14 protein-coding genes are annotated in these 16,073 nt (G+C 73.2%); 4 read left to right on the plus strand and 10 right to left on the minus strand.

Annotation, left to right across the window (positions count from 1 at the left end; genetic code table 11):
* Positions 1-60 precede the first annotated feature (60 nt).
* Both B7K25_RS08975 and B7K25_RS08980 read left to right on the plus strand, forming a co-directional pair.
* Positions 61-957, plus strand: coding sequence for an ABC transporter ATP-binding protein (locus tag B7K25_RS08975; RefSeq protein WP_084105579.1), 897 nt, complete (start codon positions 61-63; stop codon positions 955-957).
* Positions 954-2,594 (plus strand): ABC transporter permease, encoded by a 1,641-nt coding sequence (locus B7K25_RS08980; RefSeq protein ID WP_084105581.1) that lies wholly within the window; start codon positions 954-956, stop codon positions 2,592-2,594. The genes B7K25_RS08975 and B7K25_RS08980 overlap by 4 nt, the downstream gene beginning before the upstream one ends.
* A 37-nt stretch (positions 2,595-2,631) precedes the next feature.
* Here the strand turns inward: B7K25_RS08980 and B7K25_RS08985 are convergent, their stop codons facing one another.
* Genes B7K25_RS08985 through uraD form a run of 3 tightly spaced genes read right to left on the minus strand, consistent with a single transcriptional unit; the run spans position 2,632 to position 4,313 of the window.
* Positions 2,632-3,468 carry an aldo/keto reductase gene (locus tag B7K25_RS08985; protein WP_084105583.1) on the minus strand — a complete coding sequence of 279 codons (837 nt, stop codon included), beginning with the start codon at positions 3,466-3,468 and terminating at the stop codon, positions 2,632-2,634.
* 48 nt (positions 3,469-3,516) lie between these two features.
* Entirely contained in the window at positions 3,517-3,849 is a 333-nt protein-coding gene (uraH, locus tag B7K25_RS08990; protein ID WP_084105585.1) for a hydroxyisourate hydrolase, read from the minus strand.
* A complete protein-coding gene (uraD, locus tag B7K25_RS08995; RefSeq protein ID WP_084105586.1) occupies positions 3,846-4,313 on the minus strand; it encodes a 2-oxo-4-hydroxy-4-carboxy-5-ureidoimidazoline decarboxylase in 468 nt (155 codons plus the stop codon). The genes uraH and uraD overlap by 4 nt, the downstream gene beginning before the upstream one ends.
* A gap of 23 nt (positions 4,314-4,336) precedes the next feature.
* Between uraD and B7K25_RS09000 the strand changes: the two genes are divergently transcribed.
* A complete protein-coding gene (locus B7K25_RS09000; protein ID WP_084105587.1) occupies positions 4,337-4,894 on the plus strand; it encodes an NTP transferase domain-containing protein in 558 nt (185 codons plus the stop codon).
* Between the two features lie 115 nt (positions 4,895-5,009).
* On the opposite strand, the gene B7K25_RS09005 is transcribed toward B7K25_RS09000, so the two are convergent.
* From B7K25_RS09005 to B7K25_RS09030, 6 genes are all read right to left on the minus strand, one after another.
* Positions 5,010-5,966 (minus strand): diacylglycerol kinase family protein, encoded by a 957-nt coding sequence (locus B7K25_RS09005; protein ID WP_084105589.1) that lies wholly within the window; start codon positions 5,964-5,966, stop codon positions 5,010-5,012.
* Positions 5,967-6,069: 103 nt separating this feature from the next.
* The gene (locus tag B7K25_RS09010) at positions 6,070-6,909 is read right to left on the minus strand and encodes a PhzF family phenazine biosynthesis protein (protein ID WP_084105591.1); all 840 of its coding nucleotides are present in this window, start codon (positions 6,907-6,909) and stop codon (positions 6,070-6,072) included.
* Between the two features lie 128 nt (positions 6,910-7,037).
* Positions 7,038-8,273: an allantoate amidohydrolase gene (locus B7K25_RS09015; RefSeq protein WP_084105593.1), complete on the minus strand. Its 1,236-nt coding sequence runs from the start codon at positions 8,271-8,273 to the stop codon at positions 7,038-7,040.
* Positions 8,270-9,454, minus strand: a complete 1,185-nt coding sequence (locus tag B7K25_RS09020) for an alanine--glyoxylate aminotransferase family protein (RefSeq protein WP_084105595.1) — start codon at positions 9,452-9,454, stop codon at positions 8,270-8,272. The genes B7K25_RS09015 and B7K25_RS09020 overlap by 4 nt, the downstream gene beginning before the upstream one ends.
* A 111-nt stretch (positions 9,455-9,565) precedes the next feature.
* Complete coding sequence (locus tag B7K25_RS09025; protein WP_084105597.1) at positions 9,566-11,203, minus strand: AtzH-like domain-containing protein; 1,638 nt, start codon at positions 11,201-11,203, stop codon at positions 9,566-9,568.
* Positions 11,190-12,296, minus strand: coding sequence for an acetamidase/formamidase family protein (locus tag B7K25_RS09030; RefSeq protein WP_084105599.1), 1,107 nt, complete (start codon positions 12,294-12,296; stop codon positions 11,190-11,192). The genes B7K25_RS09025 and B7K25_RS09030 overlap by 14 nt, the downstream gene beginning before the upstream one ends.
* Before the next feature lie 89 nt (positions 12,297-12,385).
* Between B7K25_RS09030 and B7K25_RS09035 the strand changes: the two genes are divergently transcribed.
* Complete coding sequence (locus tag B7K25_RS09035) at positions 12,386-13,087, plus strand: YoaK family protein (RefSeq protein WP_234988149.1); 702 nt, start codon at positions 12,386-12,388, stop codon at positions 13,085-13,087.
* A gap of 25 nt (positions 13,088-13,112) precedes the next feature.
* Here B7K25_RS09035 and B7K25_RS09040 read toward each other — a convergent pair whose 3' ends face one another.
* On the minus strand, positions 13,113-16,052 hold the full coding sequence (locus B7K25_RS09040; RefSeq protein ID WP_159450169.1) for a BTAD domain-containing putative transcriptional regulator: 2,940 nt from the start codon (positions 16,050-16,052) through the stop codon (positions 13,113-13,115).
* Positions 16,053-16,073: the final 21 nt, after the last annotated feature.

The raw sequence follows: 16,073 nt of genomic DNA on the forward strand, positions 1-16,073 counted from the left end.
TTCCACAGGTGTGGAGTTAACTGGGACTCGTCGCACCGTCCCGCCAGGAGAGGCCACCCCATGACCGAGCAGCCCGCCGTCATCGACGTCGAGGGACTGACCAAGTCCTACGGCAAGTTCAAGGCCCTCGACGGTGTGGACCTCACGGTCGCGAAGGGCGAGGTGCACGGCTTCCTGGGCCCCAACGGCGCAGGCAAGTCGACGACCATCCGCGTGCTGCTGGGGCTGCTCAAGGCGGACCGCGGCACAGTCTCGCTGCTCGGCGGCGACCCCTGGAAGGACGTCGTGGAGCTCCACCGGCGCCTGGCCTACGTCCCGGGCGACGTGTCGCTGTGGCCGGGCATGACCGGAGGCGAGGCCATCGACCTGCTCGGCAACCTGCGCGGCAGCCTCGACGAGGGACGCCGCAAGGACCTGGTCGAGCGGTTCGAGCTCGACACCTCCAAGCGCGGCCGCCAGTACTCCAAGGGCAACCGTCAGAAGGTCGCGCTGGTCGCCGCCCTCGCCTCCGACGCGGAGCTGCTGATCCTCGATGAGCCCACCTCGGGACTCGACCCGCTCATGGAGCAGGTGTTCCAGGAGACGGTCCGCGAGGCGAAGGAGCGCGGCGTCTCCGTGCTGCTCAGCAGCCACATCATGTCGGAGGTCGAGACTCTGACCGATCGCCTCAGCATCATCCGCGACGGAGTCATCGTGCAGACCGGGACGCTCGACGACCTGCGCACGGACACCCAGACCTCGATCGACGTGGTGCTGGAGCGCGTCCCCGACACGACTGACCTCGCGCCGCTCGAGAGCATCTCGATCAACGGCCACCATCTGACCGCGACCGTCGACCCCGACAAGGTGGGCGAGGCGATGGCGACGCTCGCTCCCTACGGCATGTCCAAGCTCTCCGTCGAACCCGCAAGCCTCGAGAGCCTCTTCCTCAAGCTCTACGAGGAGACGCGCGCGTGACGACGGCCCCGGCCACCGCATCGGCCCCTCGTACAGGTCGCCGCGAGAGCGCGACCACCGGGACGCGCCTGCTGCTGCGCACGTCCCTCAAGCACGACGGACGCCTGATGGCGCCGTGGATCCTGCTCATCACCGTGCTGTCGGTGTCGTCGGTGCTCGTGTACCCGTGGGTGTTCCCCGACCAGGCCGACCGCGAGGGCCTGCAGCAGGCCGTGGAGGCGAACCCGGCCATCGGGCTGATCTTCGGCCCGCCCACCGACCTCCTCACCACGGACGGCTTCAACGCGTGGCGCACGCTCGCTCTCGGCGGGTTCCTCGCCGCGATGGGCGCGATCTTCACGGTCACCCGTGCGACCCGCGGTCAGGAGGACTCCGGCCAGGCGGAGCTGCTCGCCTCCGGCGTGCTGGGGCGCTCGTCGCGCCTGCTCACCGGCGTGGCGATGGCGCTCATCGCGGGCATCGCGACCGGCGTGATCGCTGGCGGCCTCACGGTGCTGTGTGGCGGAGGCGCCGAGGCTTCGTGGCTGCTGGCGTGCACGTGGACGGTCACAGGCTGGATGTTCGCCGGAGTGGCGGCGGTCACGGCCCAAATCGGCGCCGACGCGCGCACCTCGACCGCCATCTCGATCTCGGCCCTCGGCACCCTGTTCATCCTGCGCGGCTTCGCGTACTCGATCGAGGCGCCGGAGTGGACCATCTGGATCAACCCCCTCGGATGGATGCAGGAGACGCAGCCGGCCGGCGACAACCTATGGTGGCCCCTCGCCCTGGGCGTCGCGCTGACCGGGATCCTTCTGGCCGTCGCATTCAGGCTCGAGGGATCGCGCGACTTCGGCCAGGGCCTCGTCAAGCCCGGCCCCGGTCCCGACCGCGGCCGCGCCCGCAGCCCGTGGGGGCTCGCGTGGCGTCTGTCGAAGGGCTCGGCCCTGACGTGGACCGTGGCATTCGTGCTGCTCGGCTTCGTGTTCGGCTACTTCGCGACCTCGATCGTCGACCTCATCGATCCCGACAGCCCCATGGCCGCAGCGCTCGCGGGAGGCGCGGCCTCCGCCGACGCCCTGGTCGCGTCCTTCCTCGTCATGATCCTGTCGATGATCGGCATCTTCGCGGCGATCCCCAGCGTCCAGGTGATGCTGCGGGTGCGCTCCGAGGAGATGGAGGACCGCGTCGAACCGATCATGGCGACCGCCGTGGCCCGACCGCGCTACTACGGGGCGAACGTGCTGCTCGCCTTCGCCCTGCCCGTCCTCTACATGGCCGTCGCGGGCGCCATCGTCGCCTTCCTCGCGTCGCGCTCGGATCTGGGCGTCGAGTTCGGGGAGGTGTGGCTCCAGGCGCTGACCATCGTGCCGGCGACCTGGACCATCGTCGCGGTGTCGGTGTTCGTGGTCGGCGCGAGGCCGAAGGTCGCCGTCGCCGCGTGGGCCGGCGTGGCCGCATCGTTCATCCTCACGCTCCTGGGCCCGTCGTTCGGCCTGCCGGACTGGGCGCTCGGCATCAGCCCCGTGTGGCACGTGCCGGACATCCTGTTGCCCGACCCCGACTGGACGGGCCTCATGTGGGTGTCGCTGTTCACGCTCGGCTTCACCGTGATCGGCTTCGCAGGCTTCCGCCGCCGCGACCTGGCGGTCGAGTGACCCTGCGGTCGAGGAGGCGGCGGTTGCCGCCAGCGAGTCACAGCCCGGCGTAGGTGACCGGGTGCGGGCCGCCGCGCCCCGCCTCGCCCATCGAGATCCCGTCGATACGCGCCATCTGCCCGCCAGCGAGCTCGAAGTCGAAGACCTGCAGGTTCTCGACGATCCGATCGCCGCTCATGGACTTGGGGAAGACGATGTCGCCGCGCTGCAGGTGCCAGCGCAGCACGACCTGGGAGGGCTCACGGCCCGCCTCGGCAGCGATCTCCCGGACCACGTCGTTGCGCACGGCGCGCCCCTTCGCGAGCGGCGCCCACGCCTCGACGGCGATCCCGTGCGCGCGCGATGCCGCGCGCGCCTCCTCATTCGGGAAGAAGGGATGCACCTCGATCTGGTTCACGACGGGCGCGACCCCGGTCTCGCCGATGATGCGGCTCAGGTGCTCGGGTTCGAAGTTGGACACGCCAGCGGACGTCAGCCGACCATCGGCCACCAGCTCAAGGAGCGCCGTCCACGTCGACACGAAGTCGCCTCCGTGCCGCGTCGGCAGGGGCCAGTGGATGAGGAACAGGTCGAGGCGCTCGAACCGGAGCTGGGCGAGAGACTGGTCGAACGACCGCAGCACGTCATCGCGCGCGTGATGGCCGTCGGCGAGCTTCGACGCCACGTACAGCTCCTCGCGCGGCACGCCCGAGCGTGCGATCGCCTCGCCGACCCCGGCCTCGTTGCCGTACCGCTGCGCCGTGTCGATGTGCCGGTAGCCGGCATCGAGCGCGCGGGAGACGACCGCCGCCGCATCCTCCTGAGGCACGCCGCCGGTCCCGAAGCCGAGCTGCGGGATGGCGGTCCCATCGTTGAGCGTGACCGTGGGGATCATGGTGAGGCGAACCGTCGCGGCAGTCGGGCCATTCCAGCCGATGCGCGCTCAGCTTCCCCTGTACGTCGAGTACGCGAAGGGGCTGAGGAGCAGGGGCACGTGATAGTGATCGCCTCCGGCCACCTCGAACGTGATGACGACCTCGGGATAGAACGTCGCGACGTCGCGCGTCGAGAAGTACATGCCCGTGTCGAAGCGCACCTGATACACCCCGTCGTCGAGGTGATCGGGGCCGAGCTCGGGGATGCGGCCGTCCGCATTGGTGACGCCCGAGGCGAGCGGCTCCCACCCCTCTCCTCCCCGCTCGGAGAGCGTGACGGCGATGCCGGCCGCGGGCGTGCCGCTCACGGCGTCCAGCACGTGCGTGGTGACGTGGCTCATGCGTCCTCCCAGATCTGGCGCAGCCTCAGCCCGGCGATCTGCCGCAGCTGCTCCCCCACCTCATCGGTCTCGACCGCCGGATCGTTGAGCAGCCTGCGGTCGAGCTCCTCGAGGATGTCCGCGCGCGTACGGCCCGCCGCGCGGATGAGGAACACGCGCCCGAACTGCGCCTCGTAGCGCTCGTTTCCCTCGTGCAGGCGCTCGGCGAGCTGCTCGTCCGGGTCCTGGCTCGAGGACTGCTCGGCACGTGAGAATCGAGCCTCCGCGCCCTCGCCGGCAGCGCGTTCGCCGATGCGCGGGTGGGCGGCCAGCGCCTCGTCCACCTCGGCCTCGCTCAAGGGGGTCGCGACGTCCGTCGCCGCGGCGACGAGCGCATCGGCGCTGCCGAAGTCCTGAGCGGCCAGCGCATCGGCCACTCGCTCGACCCGCAGACACTCGAGAAGCTGCTCTCGCTCGAACCTCATGCGCCCATCGTAGGGTGAGGCGCATGGATGTCACGGGAGTGGTGCTCGCGGCCGGCGCGGGCTCGCGTTCGGGCGGGGCGAAGGCCCTCCGGAGCGCCCCGGACGGGACGCCGTGGCTCGCGATCGCGAGCGAGGCGCTGCGCGACGCCGGGTGCCGCGAGGTGATCGCGGTGCTAGGCGCGGAGGCCGAGGACGCCCTCGCGCTGGTGCCCCGCGGGGTCCTGCCGGTGGTGGCGACGGACTGGCACGAGGGCCAGTCCGCCTCGCTCAAGGTTGGCCTCGCCGCGGCGGCGACCTCGAGCGCCGACGCCGTCCTGCTGACGCTCGTCGACCTGCCGGGCCAGACCGCGGCCGCCGGGCGCCGGGTCATCGACGCCGGCAGCGACGACCCGCGCGGCTCGCTGGCGCGCGCCCACTACGACGACGCCCCCGGGCACCCGGTCCTGCTGGGGCGCGACCACTGGGCCGAGATCGCCGAGTCCGCCACGGGCGACCGAGGCGCCCGGGACTACCTGCGCAGCCACCTGGTCTTCGAGGTCGACTGCTCGGACCTCGGCGGCGGCGCGGACGGCGACCACTAGCCCGGCGGGTTCCCCGTCCCGCCCCCACCGGGTTCGTGTAGACATCGTCCACACACGCGGGTTCGGTGCGCGCTGCGTGTAGCCCTGAGTCGCGCGACGTCGTGACGCCTGCGCCTCAGTCGCGCGGCACCCGCACCTGGAGGGCGCCCGGCTGAAGGGAGAACTCGACGTGATCGGACTCCCCCACCTCGTCGCCGTCCAGCTCGAGCACGCGAGGCTCCTCGAGATCGAGCGCCACCGCCGTCGCCCGCCGGTGCTCGACCGAGTCGCTGCTGGCGGCCTCATCGGACGCGCCCACCATCCGCTTGAGCCCGTTGTCCCAGACCATCGAGCGCAGGGTATCGAGCCATCCGCCCACGTCCTCGGCGCTGAGCACGAGCATGTCGAGCTCGCCATCCGCGGGGTCCGCGTCGGGCAGCAGGGTGACGCCGCCGGTGAGGATGCCGCAGTTGCCGACGATGAGCGTGTGCGCCTCGCGCCGCTGGACCTCCTCGCCATCGACCGTGAGGTCCATGTGGATGATGTCGCTCGCCGAGACGGCACGGCCCAAGGACTCGACGTACGCGAGCCATCCGACCTTGCCCTTGAGGTCCTCATCCGTCTCCGTGATCATGTGGGCGTCGATGCCGACACCTGCCATCACGGTGAACGCGAACCGGCAGCGGCCGGACTCGACCTCCGCGTCGGCCCACCCAAGGTCGATGGTGCGCGTGTCGCCGCCGAGCGCCACCTCGAACGCGGCGCCTTTGCTGCGCAGGGGGAGGCCGAGGTTGCGAGCGAGCAGGTTGCCCGTACCCATGGGCACGACGCCGAGTGCGGCCTCCGTGTCGGCGTCCGCCAGGCACTCCGCCACCGCCCGCACGGTTCCGTCGCCGCCCGCTGCGATCACCAGATCCGCGCCGGCATCGAGTGCCTCGCGCGCCTGGCCGCGACCCGGGTCGTCGACGCTGGTCTCGAACCACGACACTGCGGGGAGCTCGCCGTCACCGACTCCGTCGGCGAGAGCGGCCTCCAGATCATCCTTGCTGGTCTTGGACGGGTTCCAGACGATCGCCACGTGGTTCGAGCCCACCCGGTGCCTCCTTCGATCGATGGTCGTGGGCTCATCGTCGCTCGCGCGGACCCGTCGGTCAACGACCGCGACGTCCCGACCCCGTGCCCGCGCGGGTCGGCGCTCAGGCGTCGATGGTCCCCGTGACCGCGACGTGGGTGCGGCCGCCGATCCAGAGCTCGCCGTCGCCCGCGGTGACGACCACGCGACCCTGCCGTCCGAGCGCCGTGCCCTGACGCGCGACGTACGGCTCAGCGAGCCGGCCAGACTCCGTCAGCCACTGCGCGAGCGCGGCGTTGAAGCTGCCCGTGATGGGGTCCTCGCGCAGCGGCCCGTCCGTGTCGTTGAAGAAGGTCCGCACCTCGACGTCGGCGCCCTCACCGCCGAGCCCGGCCACCCCCACCATGACGAGCCCGCGCTGAGGCGACAGGTCGGGGTCCACGGCGAGGACCGCATCGGCGCTGCCCAGGAGCAACCCCACCCAACCCGGCCCGTTGTCGCACCAGGCGGCGTCCACGACGTCGCTGGGGCCGACGCGCAGCACCCGGCACGCCGCCTCGACGTCCGCCGCGTCCACCGGCCCCAACCGTCGACGTTCGGGTGCGGCGAAGGCGAGCTCGTCGCCGTCGACGCGCACCGGCACCAGGCCGGCGCCGCACTCCTGCACCACGACTCCGGGCTCGCGCGACACGCCGCCGGCGTCGAGCCACGCGCGCGCCGTGCCGAGCGTGGGGTGACCAGCGAACGGCAGCTCGTTGGTGAGCGAGAAGATCCGCACGCGGTAGTCGGCTTCGGGGGTCGTCGGCTCGAGCACGAAGGTGCACTCGGACAGGTTGGTCCAGTCGGAGATGCGGGCCATCTGCTCGGCGGTGAGGCCATCAGCGCCGAGCACCACGGCGACGGGGTTGCCGGTGTAGGGATCGGTGCCGAACACGTCGACCTGGCGGAAGTCTCGAGCGGTCATGATTCGACCGTAGCGCCGATGCGCGGGTCCAGTCCGGCGGCGACCGGCGCCTGTGTCTCCTGTGAGGACATGAGTGCCGGAAAACGACGAAAAGCAGCACTCATGTCCTGCTGGGACGCAGCGGCAGGTCAGCCGTGGGCGTCGGCCACGGCGAGCACCGCCGCCTCGAACGCGTCCAGCGCGAGCTCGACGTCGTCCGCGCGCACGTCCTCGTCGCGGTGGTGCGAGATGCCGTCCTTGCAGCGGATGAACAGCATCGCGTAGTCGCAGAGGTCGGCGATCGCCATCGCGTCGTGGCCGGCCTTCGACATGAGTCGCATCGGCGCCGGGTCGCCCGTCGCGCGGATGCCCGCCTCGACCGCGGAGGCGAGCGTGGGCGCGACCGCCGTGGCGCGCGCGGCGTGCAGCTCGCTCACCTCGAAGGCGAGGTTGCGGGCGGCGGCCGCCTTGAGCGCCGTCTCCTCGATCTCGTCCCAGACCTGGTCGCGCAGCTGGTCCGTCTCGGCGCGCAGGTCGAGCGAGAACTCGACGCGACCGGGGATGACGTTCATGGCCCCGGGGAACGCGCGCAGGCGGCCTACGGTGCCGATGGCGCCCGCGCCGCGCGCGAGCTCCTCCACGGCGCCCACCACCTCGGACGCGCCCAGCAGCGCGTCGCGTCGGCGGCCGTACGGCATGCCGCCCGCGTGGCCCGCCTCGCCGATCATCTCGAGCTCGAACCGCCGCGCCCCCATGATCCCCTCGACGACGCCGAGTGCGCGTCCCGCATCCTGCAGCAGGGGGCCCTGCTCGATGTGCGCCTCGAGATAGCCGACGACGCGGGACGGATCGAGGGCGGCGTCGCCCACGCGCTCGGGGTCGAGCCCGAAGGCGACGAACGCGTCGCGGAGCGTGACGCCGTGCGGGTCGCGCAGGGACCACCACGACTCCTGCCAGGTCCCCGCGACAGCGCACGAGCCCAAAAGCGTGCGGCCGAAGCGCGTGCCCTCCTCGTCGGCGAAGCCGATCACCTCGATGCCGAACGGCAGCGCGGCGCCGCGCGCGCGCAGGCGCCCGACGACGGCGATGGCCATGAGCGTGCCGAGGATCCCGTCGTACCGTCCGGCGCCGGGCACAGTGTCGAGGTGCGACCCGAGGATCAACACGGGGGCCTCGGGGCTGGGTCCCTTAAGAGATCCCCGCTGGTTGCCGGCGGCGTCCTGCCAGGCCGTCAGGCCCGCCTCGTCCATCCACTCGCCCACGGTCCAGTTGGCGCGGGCGTGCTCGGGCGTGAGGTACGAGCGCTCGATGCCGTCCGTCGCGGCCGTGATGGTCGCGAGCACGTCACATCGCGCCAGCACCTCGCCGGCGGAGAACGGCGTCACGCGGCCGCCCCGTAGACCTCGTACGCGGCGTCGACGCCCGCTCCAGGCGAGCAGGGGTGGCCCGCGCGACGCAGGACCGCCTCGAGCGCCGCGAGCGTCGTCAGCACGGCGTCCGTGCGAGCGTTGTAGCCCATGGTGCCGATGCGCCAGATGCGCCCGTGCAGCGGCCCGAAGGACGTGCCGATCTCGATGCCGAAGTCCTCGAGCATGGCGCCGCGCACCGCGTCCCCGTTCACGCCGTCAGGGATCTCGACGCCCACCACGTTGGTCATCTTGTACGCGAGCGCACCGAAGGGTGGCAGGCCCAGCGCCGAGGCGCCCGCGAGCATCGCGCGACCGTGCAGCTGGTGGCGTGACCAGGACTCGGCGAGCCCCTCCTCGAGGAGGATCCGCGCGCACTCGCGCGCCCCGAACAGCATCGTCGTGGCCTCGGTGTGGTGGTTGAGCCGGCGCTCGGACCAGTAGTCGAAGATCTGGCCCATGTCGAGGTAGTTCGAGCGGATGGGCTCGGCGGCGACGGGGTCGCCCTCGTCGCGGATTCCCTCCTCGACGGACTTCCTTGCCTCGATCACGGCGACGGCGCGCTCGGAGAAGGTCACGGGGGCGGAGCCCGACGGCCCGCCGAGACACTTCTGCAGCCCGGCCGTCGCGACGTCGATGCGCCACTCGTCGGTGCGGAACTCGTTGCCGCCGAGCGTCGCGGTCGCGTCGACGTACAGCAGGGCGCCGTGGCGCTCGCACAGCTCGCCCAGACCCTCGAGCGGCTGCGCGACGGTGGTCGAGGTGTCGCCGTGGACGACGGCGAGGACCTTGGGCTGCACGTCGCTCAGCGCCGCCTCGATCGCGTCCTCGGTGAAGACCTGACCCCACTCGGTCTCGATGGTGTGGACGTCGGCGCCCGCGCGGCGGCAGATCTCGGCAAGCAGGTGGCCGAAGCGCCCGAAGATGGGCACCAGCACCCGGTCGCCAGGCGCGAGGAGCGACACCAGCGCCGCCTCGATGCCGGCGCGCGACGTGCCGTCCACCAGCATGGTCTGTTGGTTCTCGGTGATGAACACCTCGCGGTACAGCCCCATGACCTCGTTCATGGTGCCAGTCATCCACGGGTCGTACTGGCCGACCAGCTGCGCGGACATCGCGCGCAGCACGCGCGGGTCAGCCGTGATGGGCCCCGGGCCCATGAGGAGCCGCGGCGGAGGGTTCACTGGTCCGGGAACGGTCACGTTCACATCATGCCGTGCCCGTGTTTCGCGGGCATGTCGCCGCGTCGGTCCGGAGGGCCGATGCGCCCGTCAGGACAGCGCGTCCACCCAGGTCAGGGCGGTCTCGACGAGGGCGACGTCGCTTCCGCGCGGCCCGACCAGGCACAGTCCCGCAGGCCCGCCGTCGAGCTCGAGCAGGGGCACCGACAGCGCGGGGCGTCCGGTGATGCCGGCGACGGCGGTCAGACCGAGCGTCGCCTCGCGCACCGACTGGAGGCGGTAGCCGCTCGCGTCGAGCGGCGGCGCCACCGAGCTCGCGGACGGCAGCAGCAGGATCCGGTCGCCGAGCGCCTCGTCGATCGCCTCCCTCGCGATCGCCTTGTCGGCGAGCGCGCGCTGCTCGTCCTCGGCCGTGACGGACGCCGCCCAGGCGAAGCGTTCGGCGATGTCGTCGCTCAGCGCGTCCGGATGCGCGGCGATCCACTCGGACCAATGCCGCGCGGCCTCGGCCGACTGCGTGTAACGGAAGATGCGGAACAGGTCTGCCGGTGCCGGCACGTCGATGGGCTCGAGCGAGTCGAACACGCCGCGGTCCGCGAGCGCGTCGACCACGCCGGCCAGGCCGGTCCTCACGTCCGCGTCGGCGGCCTCGAACAGCCGAGCGCTGACGACCGCGTGACGCGGGTCGACGCCGCGCTGATCGCTCTCGCGCAGCGAGGCGCGTGCTGCCTCGAGCAGGGTGCGGCCATCGCGGGCCAGCCAGCCGGGGGTGTCGTACGCGGGAGCGAGCGGCAGCGCGCCCTCGAGCGAGACGGCGCCGTGGGTCGGCCGGAGCCCCCAGAGCCCCTGGTAGGACGCGGGGACGCGGATGGAGCCCGCGGTGTCGGTGCCGAGGCCGAGCGTGGCCTGGCCGCTCGCGACGGCGCTCGCGGGGCCCGAGCTCGAGCCGCCGGGGATCGCGCCAGGCGCCGCGACGTTGGGCGGGGTGCCGTACGCGCCGTTGCGGCCGGCGATCGAGTACGCGAACTGGTCCGTCTGGGCGATGCCCGCGACGCTCGCGCCGGCACCGAGCAGCAGCGCCAACGCGTCGGCCGGCAGGCGCGAGGACCGAGACTCGGCGAGGTAGGCGGGGACGCCGGCGCCGATGCGGTGGCCGGGGACGGCGAACACGTCCTTGACGGCGACGGTCGCCCCGGCGAGGGGCCCGGCGGCCGCGCCCGCGACGAGCGGCGAGCCCAGCGCTCGCCAGATGCGCGTGTCCATCGCAGGCGGCGGCGCGGACACATGGGCGGCGACGATGACCCATCCGCCTGGCGTCGCCTCGGAGTCTCCCGCGCGCTCCCACAGCTGGGTGACGAGGCCGCGGCCGCCCTTGTCGGGCGCGTTGACGCTCGTCACGTACGCGTGCGTCTCCGTGAGGGGGCGCACCTGGATCTCCGTGACGGTGCGCGCGGGCGCTCCGCCGCGGCCCGTGCGGAAGCGGTCGATCCTGTCGCGGCCCACCAGCAGGCCGTTCGCGTCGCCACGCATGACGTCGGGGCCCTCGGCGAAGAAGGCGCCGAGCGCCGCGAGGTCGTCGGACATCAGCGCGGCCTCGTACGCCCAGAAGGCGTCGAGGAGCTGCGGCGGCGGCTCGACGCCCTCGGGCAGCTGGAGGAACGCCTGCAGGTCGCGCGCGGTGTCGGACGCGGGGTCCTCGGCGAGGTCGGGCTGGTCAGGCACGGTCATGCGGCACCGCCTCGAAGTCGGAGGTACGGATGGTGGCGTGGACGCCTTGGACGAGGTCCACCACCTGCGAGATGCGGAAGTCGGTCGCCGCGGACAGGTACGCGTAGGCGAGGTGGGCATCCATCCCGTAGCGCGCGGCGAGGATCGCGACCGCCTGGCGGACGCACGCCCGCATCGCCTCGTCGAGGTCCTCGTCCATGCCCGTCGGGATCAGATGGTCAGCCGTCTCGCCGAGCGGTCCGGCGAGCTCGCCGAAGGCGCGGATCACCTCGCGTTCGGGAACCACGGTGAGCCGCAGGGTGGCGCGCAGCGATGCCTCGAGAGCGGTGAGCGCGACCTCGCCGTCGCCCTGGGCGAAGTGCGGGTCGCCGGCGTAGAACAGCGCGTCGGGCACCTGCACCGGCAGGTAGAGGCGCGTCCCCGCGACGAGCTCCTTGATGTCGATGTTGCCGCCGTGGGGACCCGGCGGCACGGAGTGGGCGCGCTCGTCGGTGGCGGTCGCGACGCCCATGATCCCGAGGAACGGGGCGAGGTGGAATCCCACCGAGGCCGGGCCGCCCTCGCGCGTGGGGAGCCATCCGCGCCAAGCTCCTTCCGCGTCGCGGCCGATGCCGCAGAACACGCTGACGTTGTCGGGACCGGCGGGCATCTCCCCCGGCAGCGCTCCCCTGCCGTGCCGGTTCGAGATCACGCCGTACGGGACGCGTGGGGTCAGGTCGAGCACGTCGACGGCGAGCAGGTCGCCCGGTCGCGCGCCGGTCACGGCGATCGGGCCGGTGACCACGTGCGGACCATCGGACTCAGGGTCTCGCGCCCCCGCGGAGGCGAGCTCCGCGGCCTCGGTGAGCACCGCATCGGCGCTCACCCCGTGCCCCGAGAAGAACGCGACAGGGTCGCTGCCCTGGTCCGGCAGGATGCCCTCGTGCGAGAGCGTGTCCACCACGACCGAGGTGCCGGACGCGACGGTCAGGACGGGCGCATCGGCGCTGCAGGGAAGCCTGCCCCACAGCACGGTGCGGTCCTCGACGGGAAGGTAGTCGACGCCCTCCGGGACGCGCTCGCCGCGACGCAGGATCCCGCCGTACTCGCCCATGCAGCCTCGACCTCCCTGGTGTGTGCCCTACTCTGAGTCGAGACTACCGGCGGACCCCGCCGTCGGAGCCGAGGCCGCCAGGAGGACGCGTGCGCGAGCGACTGCGACGGGACGTAGGCCGTACCCATCTGGGCCTGATGCTCGCCCTGACGTTCTCGACCGGCGTCATCGACGCCGTCGGCTACCTCGGTCTCGACCGCGTCTTCACGGGCAACATGACCGGCAACGTCGTGATCCTCGGCATGGGACTCACGGGCGTCGACGGGCTGCCGGTGCTGGGGCCCATCCTCGCGCTCGTCGGCTTCATGGCCGGCGCCGCCGTCGGGGGCCGCACCCTGCGGACCTTCGACGCGGGCTGGTCCCACAAGACGACCGTGCTGTTCTCGGTGGTCGCGGCCGTGCTGATCGCGTCGGCCATCATCGCCCTGTTCGAGACCGAGCCGCCGCACCCGCTCGCGCTGGCGATCACCACGGCGCTGGGAGCCGCGATGGGCCTGCAGGCCGCCGTCGCCCGCCACATCGCGGTCAAGGACGTCACGACCGTGGTGGTCACCTCCACGATCACGGGCCTCGCGGCGGACTCCGCCGCGGGCGGCGAGGGCCTCAACTTCTGGCGTCGCCGCATGGGCGCGATCCTGCTCATCGGCGCGGGAGCCTGCGCGGGAGCGCTGCTGCTGCAGGTGCACATCGCCGCCGGGATGCTGCTGAGCGCGGCGATCACCGTGGCGGTGACGATCGTGGGCCACCACTCGCGGCCCCAACCTGACCTCGTCGAGGCGACCGGGCTGTAGGGTCGCGCCGCGCCGCTCGCTCGCGTCAGAGCGCTCCCAACGCGTCGCGCAGCCGGGCGACGACGTCGGAGAGCTCGCCGGGCCACGCCACCTGCTCGCCTCGCGGCCTCGGGGCCGCGCCCTCGAGGTGGGACGCGCGGAACGCCCATCGATGCGTCGACGGGAGGCGCCCTGCCACGGCGGCCAGCTCGCGCGTCTGGCTCTCGTCCGCTGCCAGCCACGCCGCCACCTCCGCGACGCCGCGCATCGGGACCCACCAGCCCAGGCCGTCGGCGATCCCGAGCGCCTCGAGCGCGAAGGAGCGGGCGCGGTCGCGGTCGCCGTCGGCCGCCGCGACCCTCGCGGCGAGCACGAGTGCGAGGCCCAGCCGTAGCGTCCGTCCGGCGTCGCGCCATGCCGCGACGACGGGGTCGATGGCGGCGTGGGCGCCGCTCACGTCTCCGCGCGCGGCACGGACCACCACCTCCACGGACCGGGCTCGCGCGACGAGCTCCGCGAGTCCGGCCGCCTCGCCCAGCGCCGCGGACTCCTGCGAGTGCGCCTGCGCCTGCGCGAGCCGTGCCTCGCTGGCCGCCGCCCCGCGGGCGTCGGCGGGCGGTCGGCCCCCGATGGCCAGAGCGGCGAGCGACTCCGCGAGGGCGGCCTGCAAGGCGGCGACGACGATCAGGTCCGTGGGGTCCGCCGACTCCCGGGCTCGCCTGCCCGCCGCAGCGAGGGCTCGGCGGCCACGAGCGACCGCACGCGAGGGCCGTCCGGCCTCGGTGTCCGTGGCCATCCACCAGTAGTCGCACCACCACGCTCCCGCGAGCCGTTCGGTGCGCTCGTAGTGCTCGCGCACGCGAGAGAGCAGCGCCGTGGCCTTCCCGTCGTCGCGGTCGAGCCCCGCGAGAGCGCCCGCGGTGAGCAGCGCCTGCGCCTCCAGGTCGCTCTCCGGCTCCCTGTCGCCGACGATCTCGACCGCCCACTGGCTCCACCGTCGTTGCAAGCGCATCCGGCCGGCTGAGATCACGTCCCACGCGGGCCCTGCGGCGAGCGCGAGAACCGTCGCCGCGTCCCCGCGCGCGTGGGCGGACTCCCCTGCCGCCTCGGCGTCCAGCAGGACAGGGACGAGCGCGTCGCGGCACCGTGCCGGATCCGCGAACGCGAGGCGACCGGCGGCGCGCACGCGGTCGATCACCCAAGCGGCGTGGCGCGCGGCGACCTCACCGCTCGCGTCGGGTCCCCCGGCGAAGGCGCGCATCGTCGTCGACAGCCGGAAGCGATCGGGCGCGACCCGCTCGACCAGCGACGCGTCGACGAGGTCGGCGAGCGTCGCGGCCATCGCCCCTGCGCCACCGGCCCGCGGCGCGGCCACCGCAGCTGCATCCTCGACACCGAACGTCGCCGCGAACGCGGCGAGGCTCTCGAGGTCGTCGCGCACGGGCGCGGGCAGCAGCGCGTGGCTCCACTCGAGCGCGGCGCGCAGGCTGCGGTGCTGAGGCTCGACGTCAGCACGTCCCGTGGTGAGGATGTCGAAGCGAGACTCGAGCCCCCGCTCGACCACGTCGACCCCGAGGGCGGAGGCCCGCGCGGCCGCGAGGGTGATCGCCAGGGGGTTGCCGTCGAGAAGCGCACAGACCCGGCGCGCGCGCTCCCGCTCGGCGTCGTCGAGCTCCGCGGCGCCGAGGTGCCGCTCGAAGAGGGCGACGGCGTCCGGCACCGACCCCACGGACGCATCGCGGTCGAGCGGCCCGACCTGCACCGCGAGCTCTCCAGCCAGTCGCAACCTCGAACGACAGGTGACGATGACGGCGAGCATCGGGGCCCTCTCCGCGAGGAGCGCGCAGATGCGAACCGCCGCGTCCAGGTGCAGGTCGCAGCCGTCGAGCACGAGCAGGTCGACGCCCACGAGGGCATCGACGATGCCGTCGGCCGACGAGCGATCCACCTGGTCCTGCCCGCCGAGCGCGCGCAGCACGGAGGTCTCGAGGCTTGGGCCCGGCGCTGAGCCCGAGACCCGCACCCATCTCACACGACTCAGGGCCGCCTCCGCTCGTGCCGCGGCGAGGGCGACTCGCGTCTTGCCGACGCCGGCCGCGCCGACGACGGTGATGCGTGCCCCCGGAACCACCGCCGCGCGCACCGCGGCCACCTCGCGCGCCCGGCCGATGAGGCGATCCTGCTCGCGTGGCGGCGGCGCCGGACGGGACGCCTGCGCCGGCCTCAGGACTCTCAGCAGCGCCTCGCCGAGCGCCTCACCGGGGTCGACGCCGAGGTCGTCCGCGAGCGCGCGCCGGGTCGCGGCGTGCACGCGGAGCGCGTCCGCGGTGCGGTCGGTCCGGCGGTAGGCGTCGACGAGCGCGCACGCGACGCGCTCGTCGCACGGGTCGGAGGCATGCAGGGCCTCAAGCTCAAGGACGACGGTGCTCGCGTCGCCGTGAGCTGCCGTCGACGTCAGCCGCCGCAGTCGCGTCTCGGCGTGCGCGACCTCGAGGCGACGCACCACGGCCGCCGCGAACTCCCGGTCGATCCCTGTGAGCGGGTCGCCGCCCCACAATCCGAGCGCGCCGGCGAGCGCGCCGTCGAGCGCATCGTCGCCCTCACCGCCGTCGGCGCGACAGGCGAGCGTCGCGGCCGCCTCGAAGGCGAGCACGTCGATCGCTTCCGGCGGCAGGTCGAGGACGTAGCCCGATGGCGTGGAGCGGAGCACGCTCCACCCAGCATCGACGCCCGGCTCGAGGATCCGGCGCAGCCGCGAGATGTGCATCTGCGCGACCTTGGCGTAGCGAGCGGGACGCGTGGCCGGCCACAGCGCGGCGTGGATCGCGTCGACCGAGGTGACGCGGCCGGGAGTCACCGCCAGCAGCGCGAGCACCAGTCGCTGGCCCGGTGACGTCACGGGCTCCGCGAGGTCCCCGCGCACCACGGCCACGTCGCCGAACAGGCGCACGGCGACGTCGCGCGCGCCGCCTTCCCGACCGTCCACGTGCCGACCCCTCCGCCGCCC

Origin of the sequence: Demequina sp. NBRC 110056 (assembly GCF_002090155.1) — a bacterium.
In the GTDB taxonomy this organism is placed as follows: domain Bacteria; phylum Actinomycetota; class Actinomycetes; order Actinomycetales; family Demequinaceae; genus Demequina.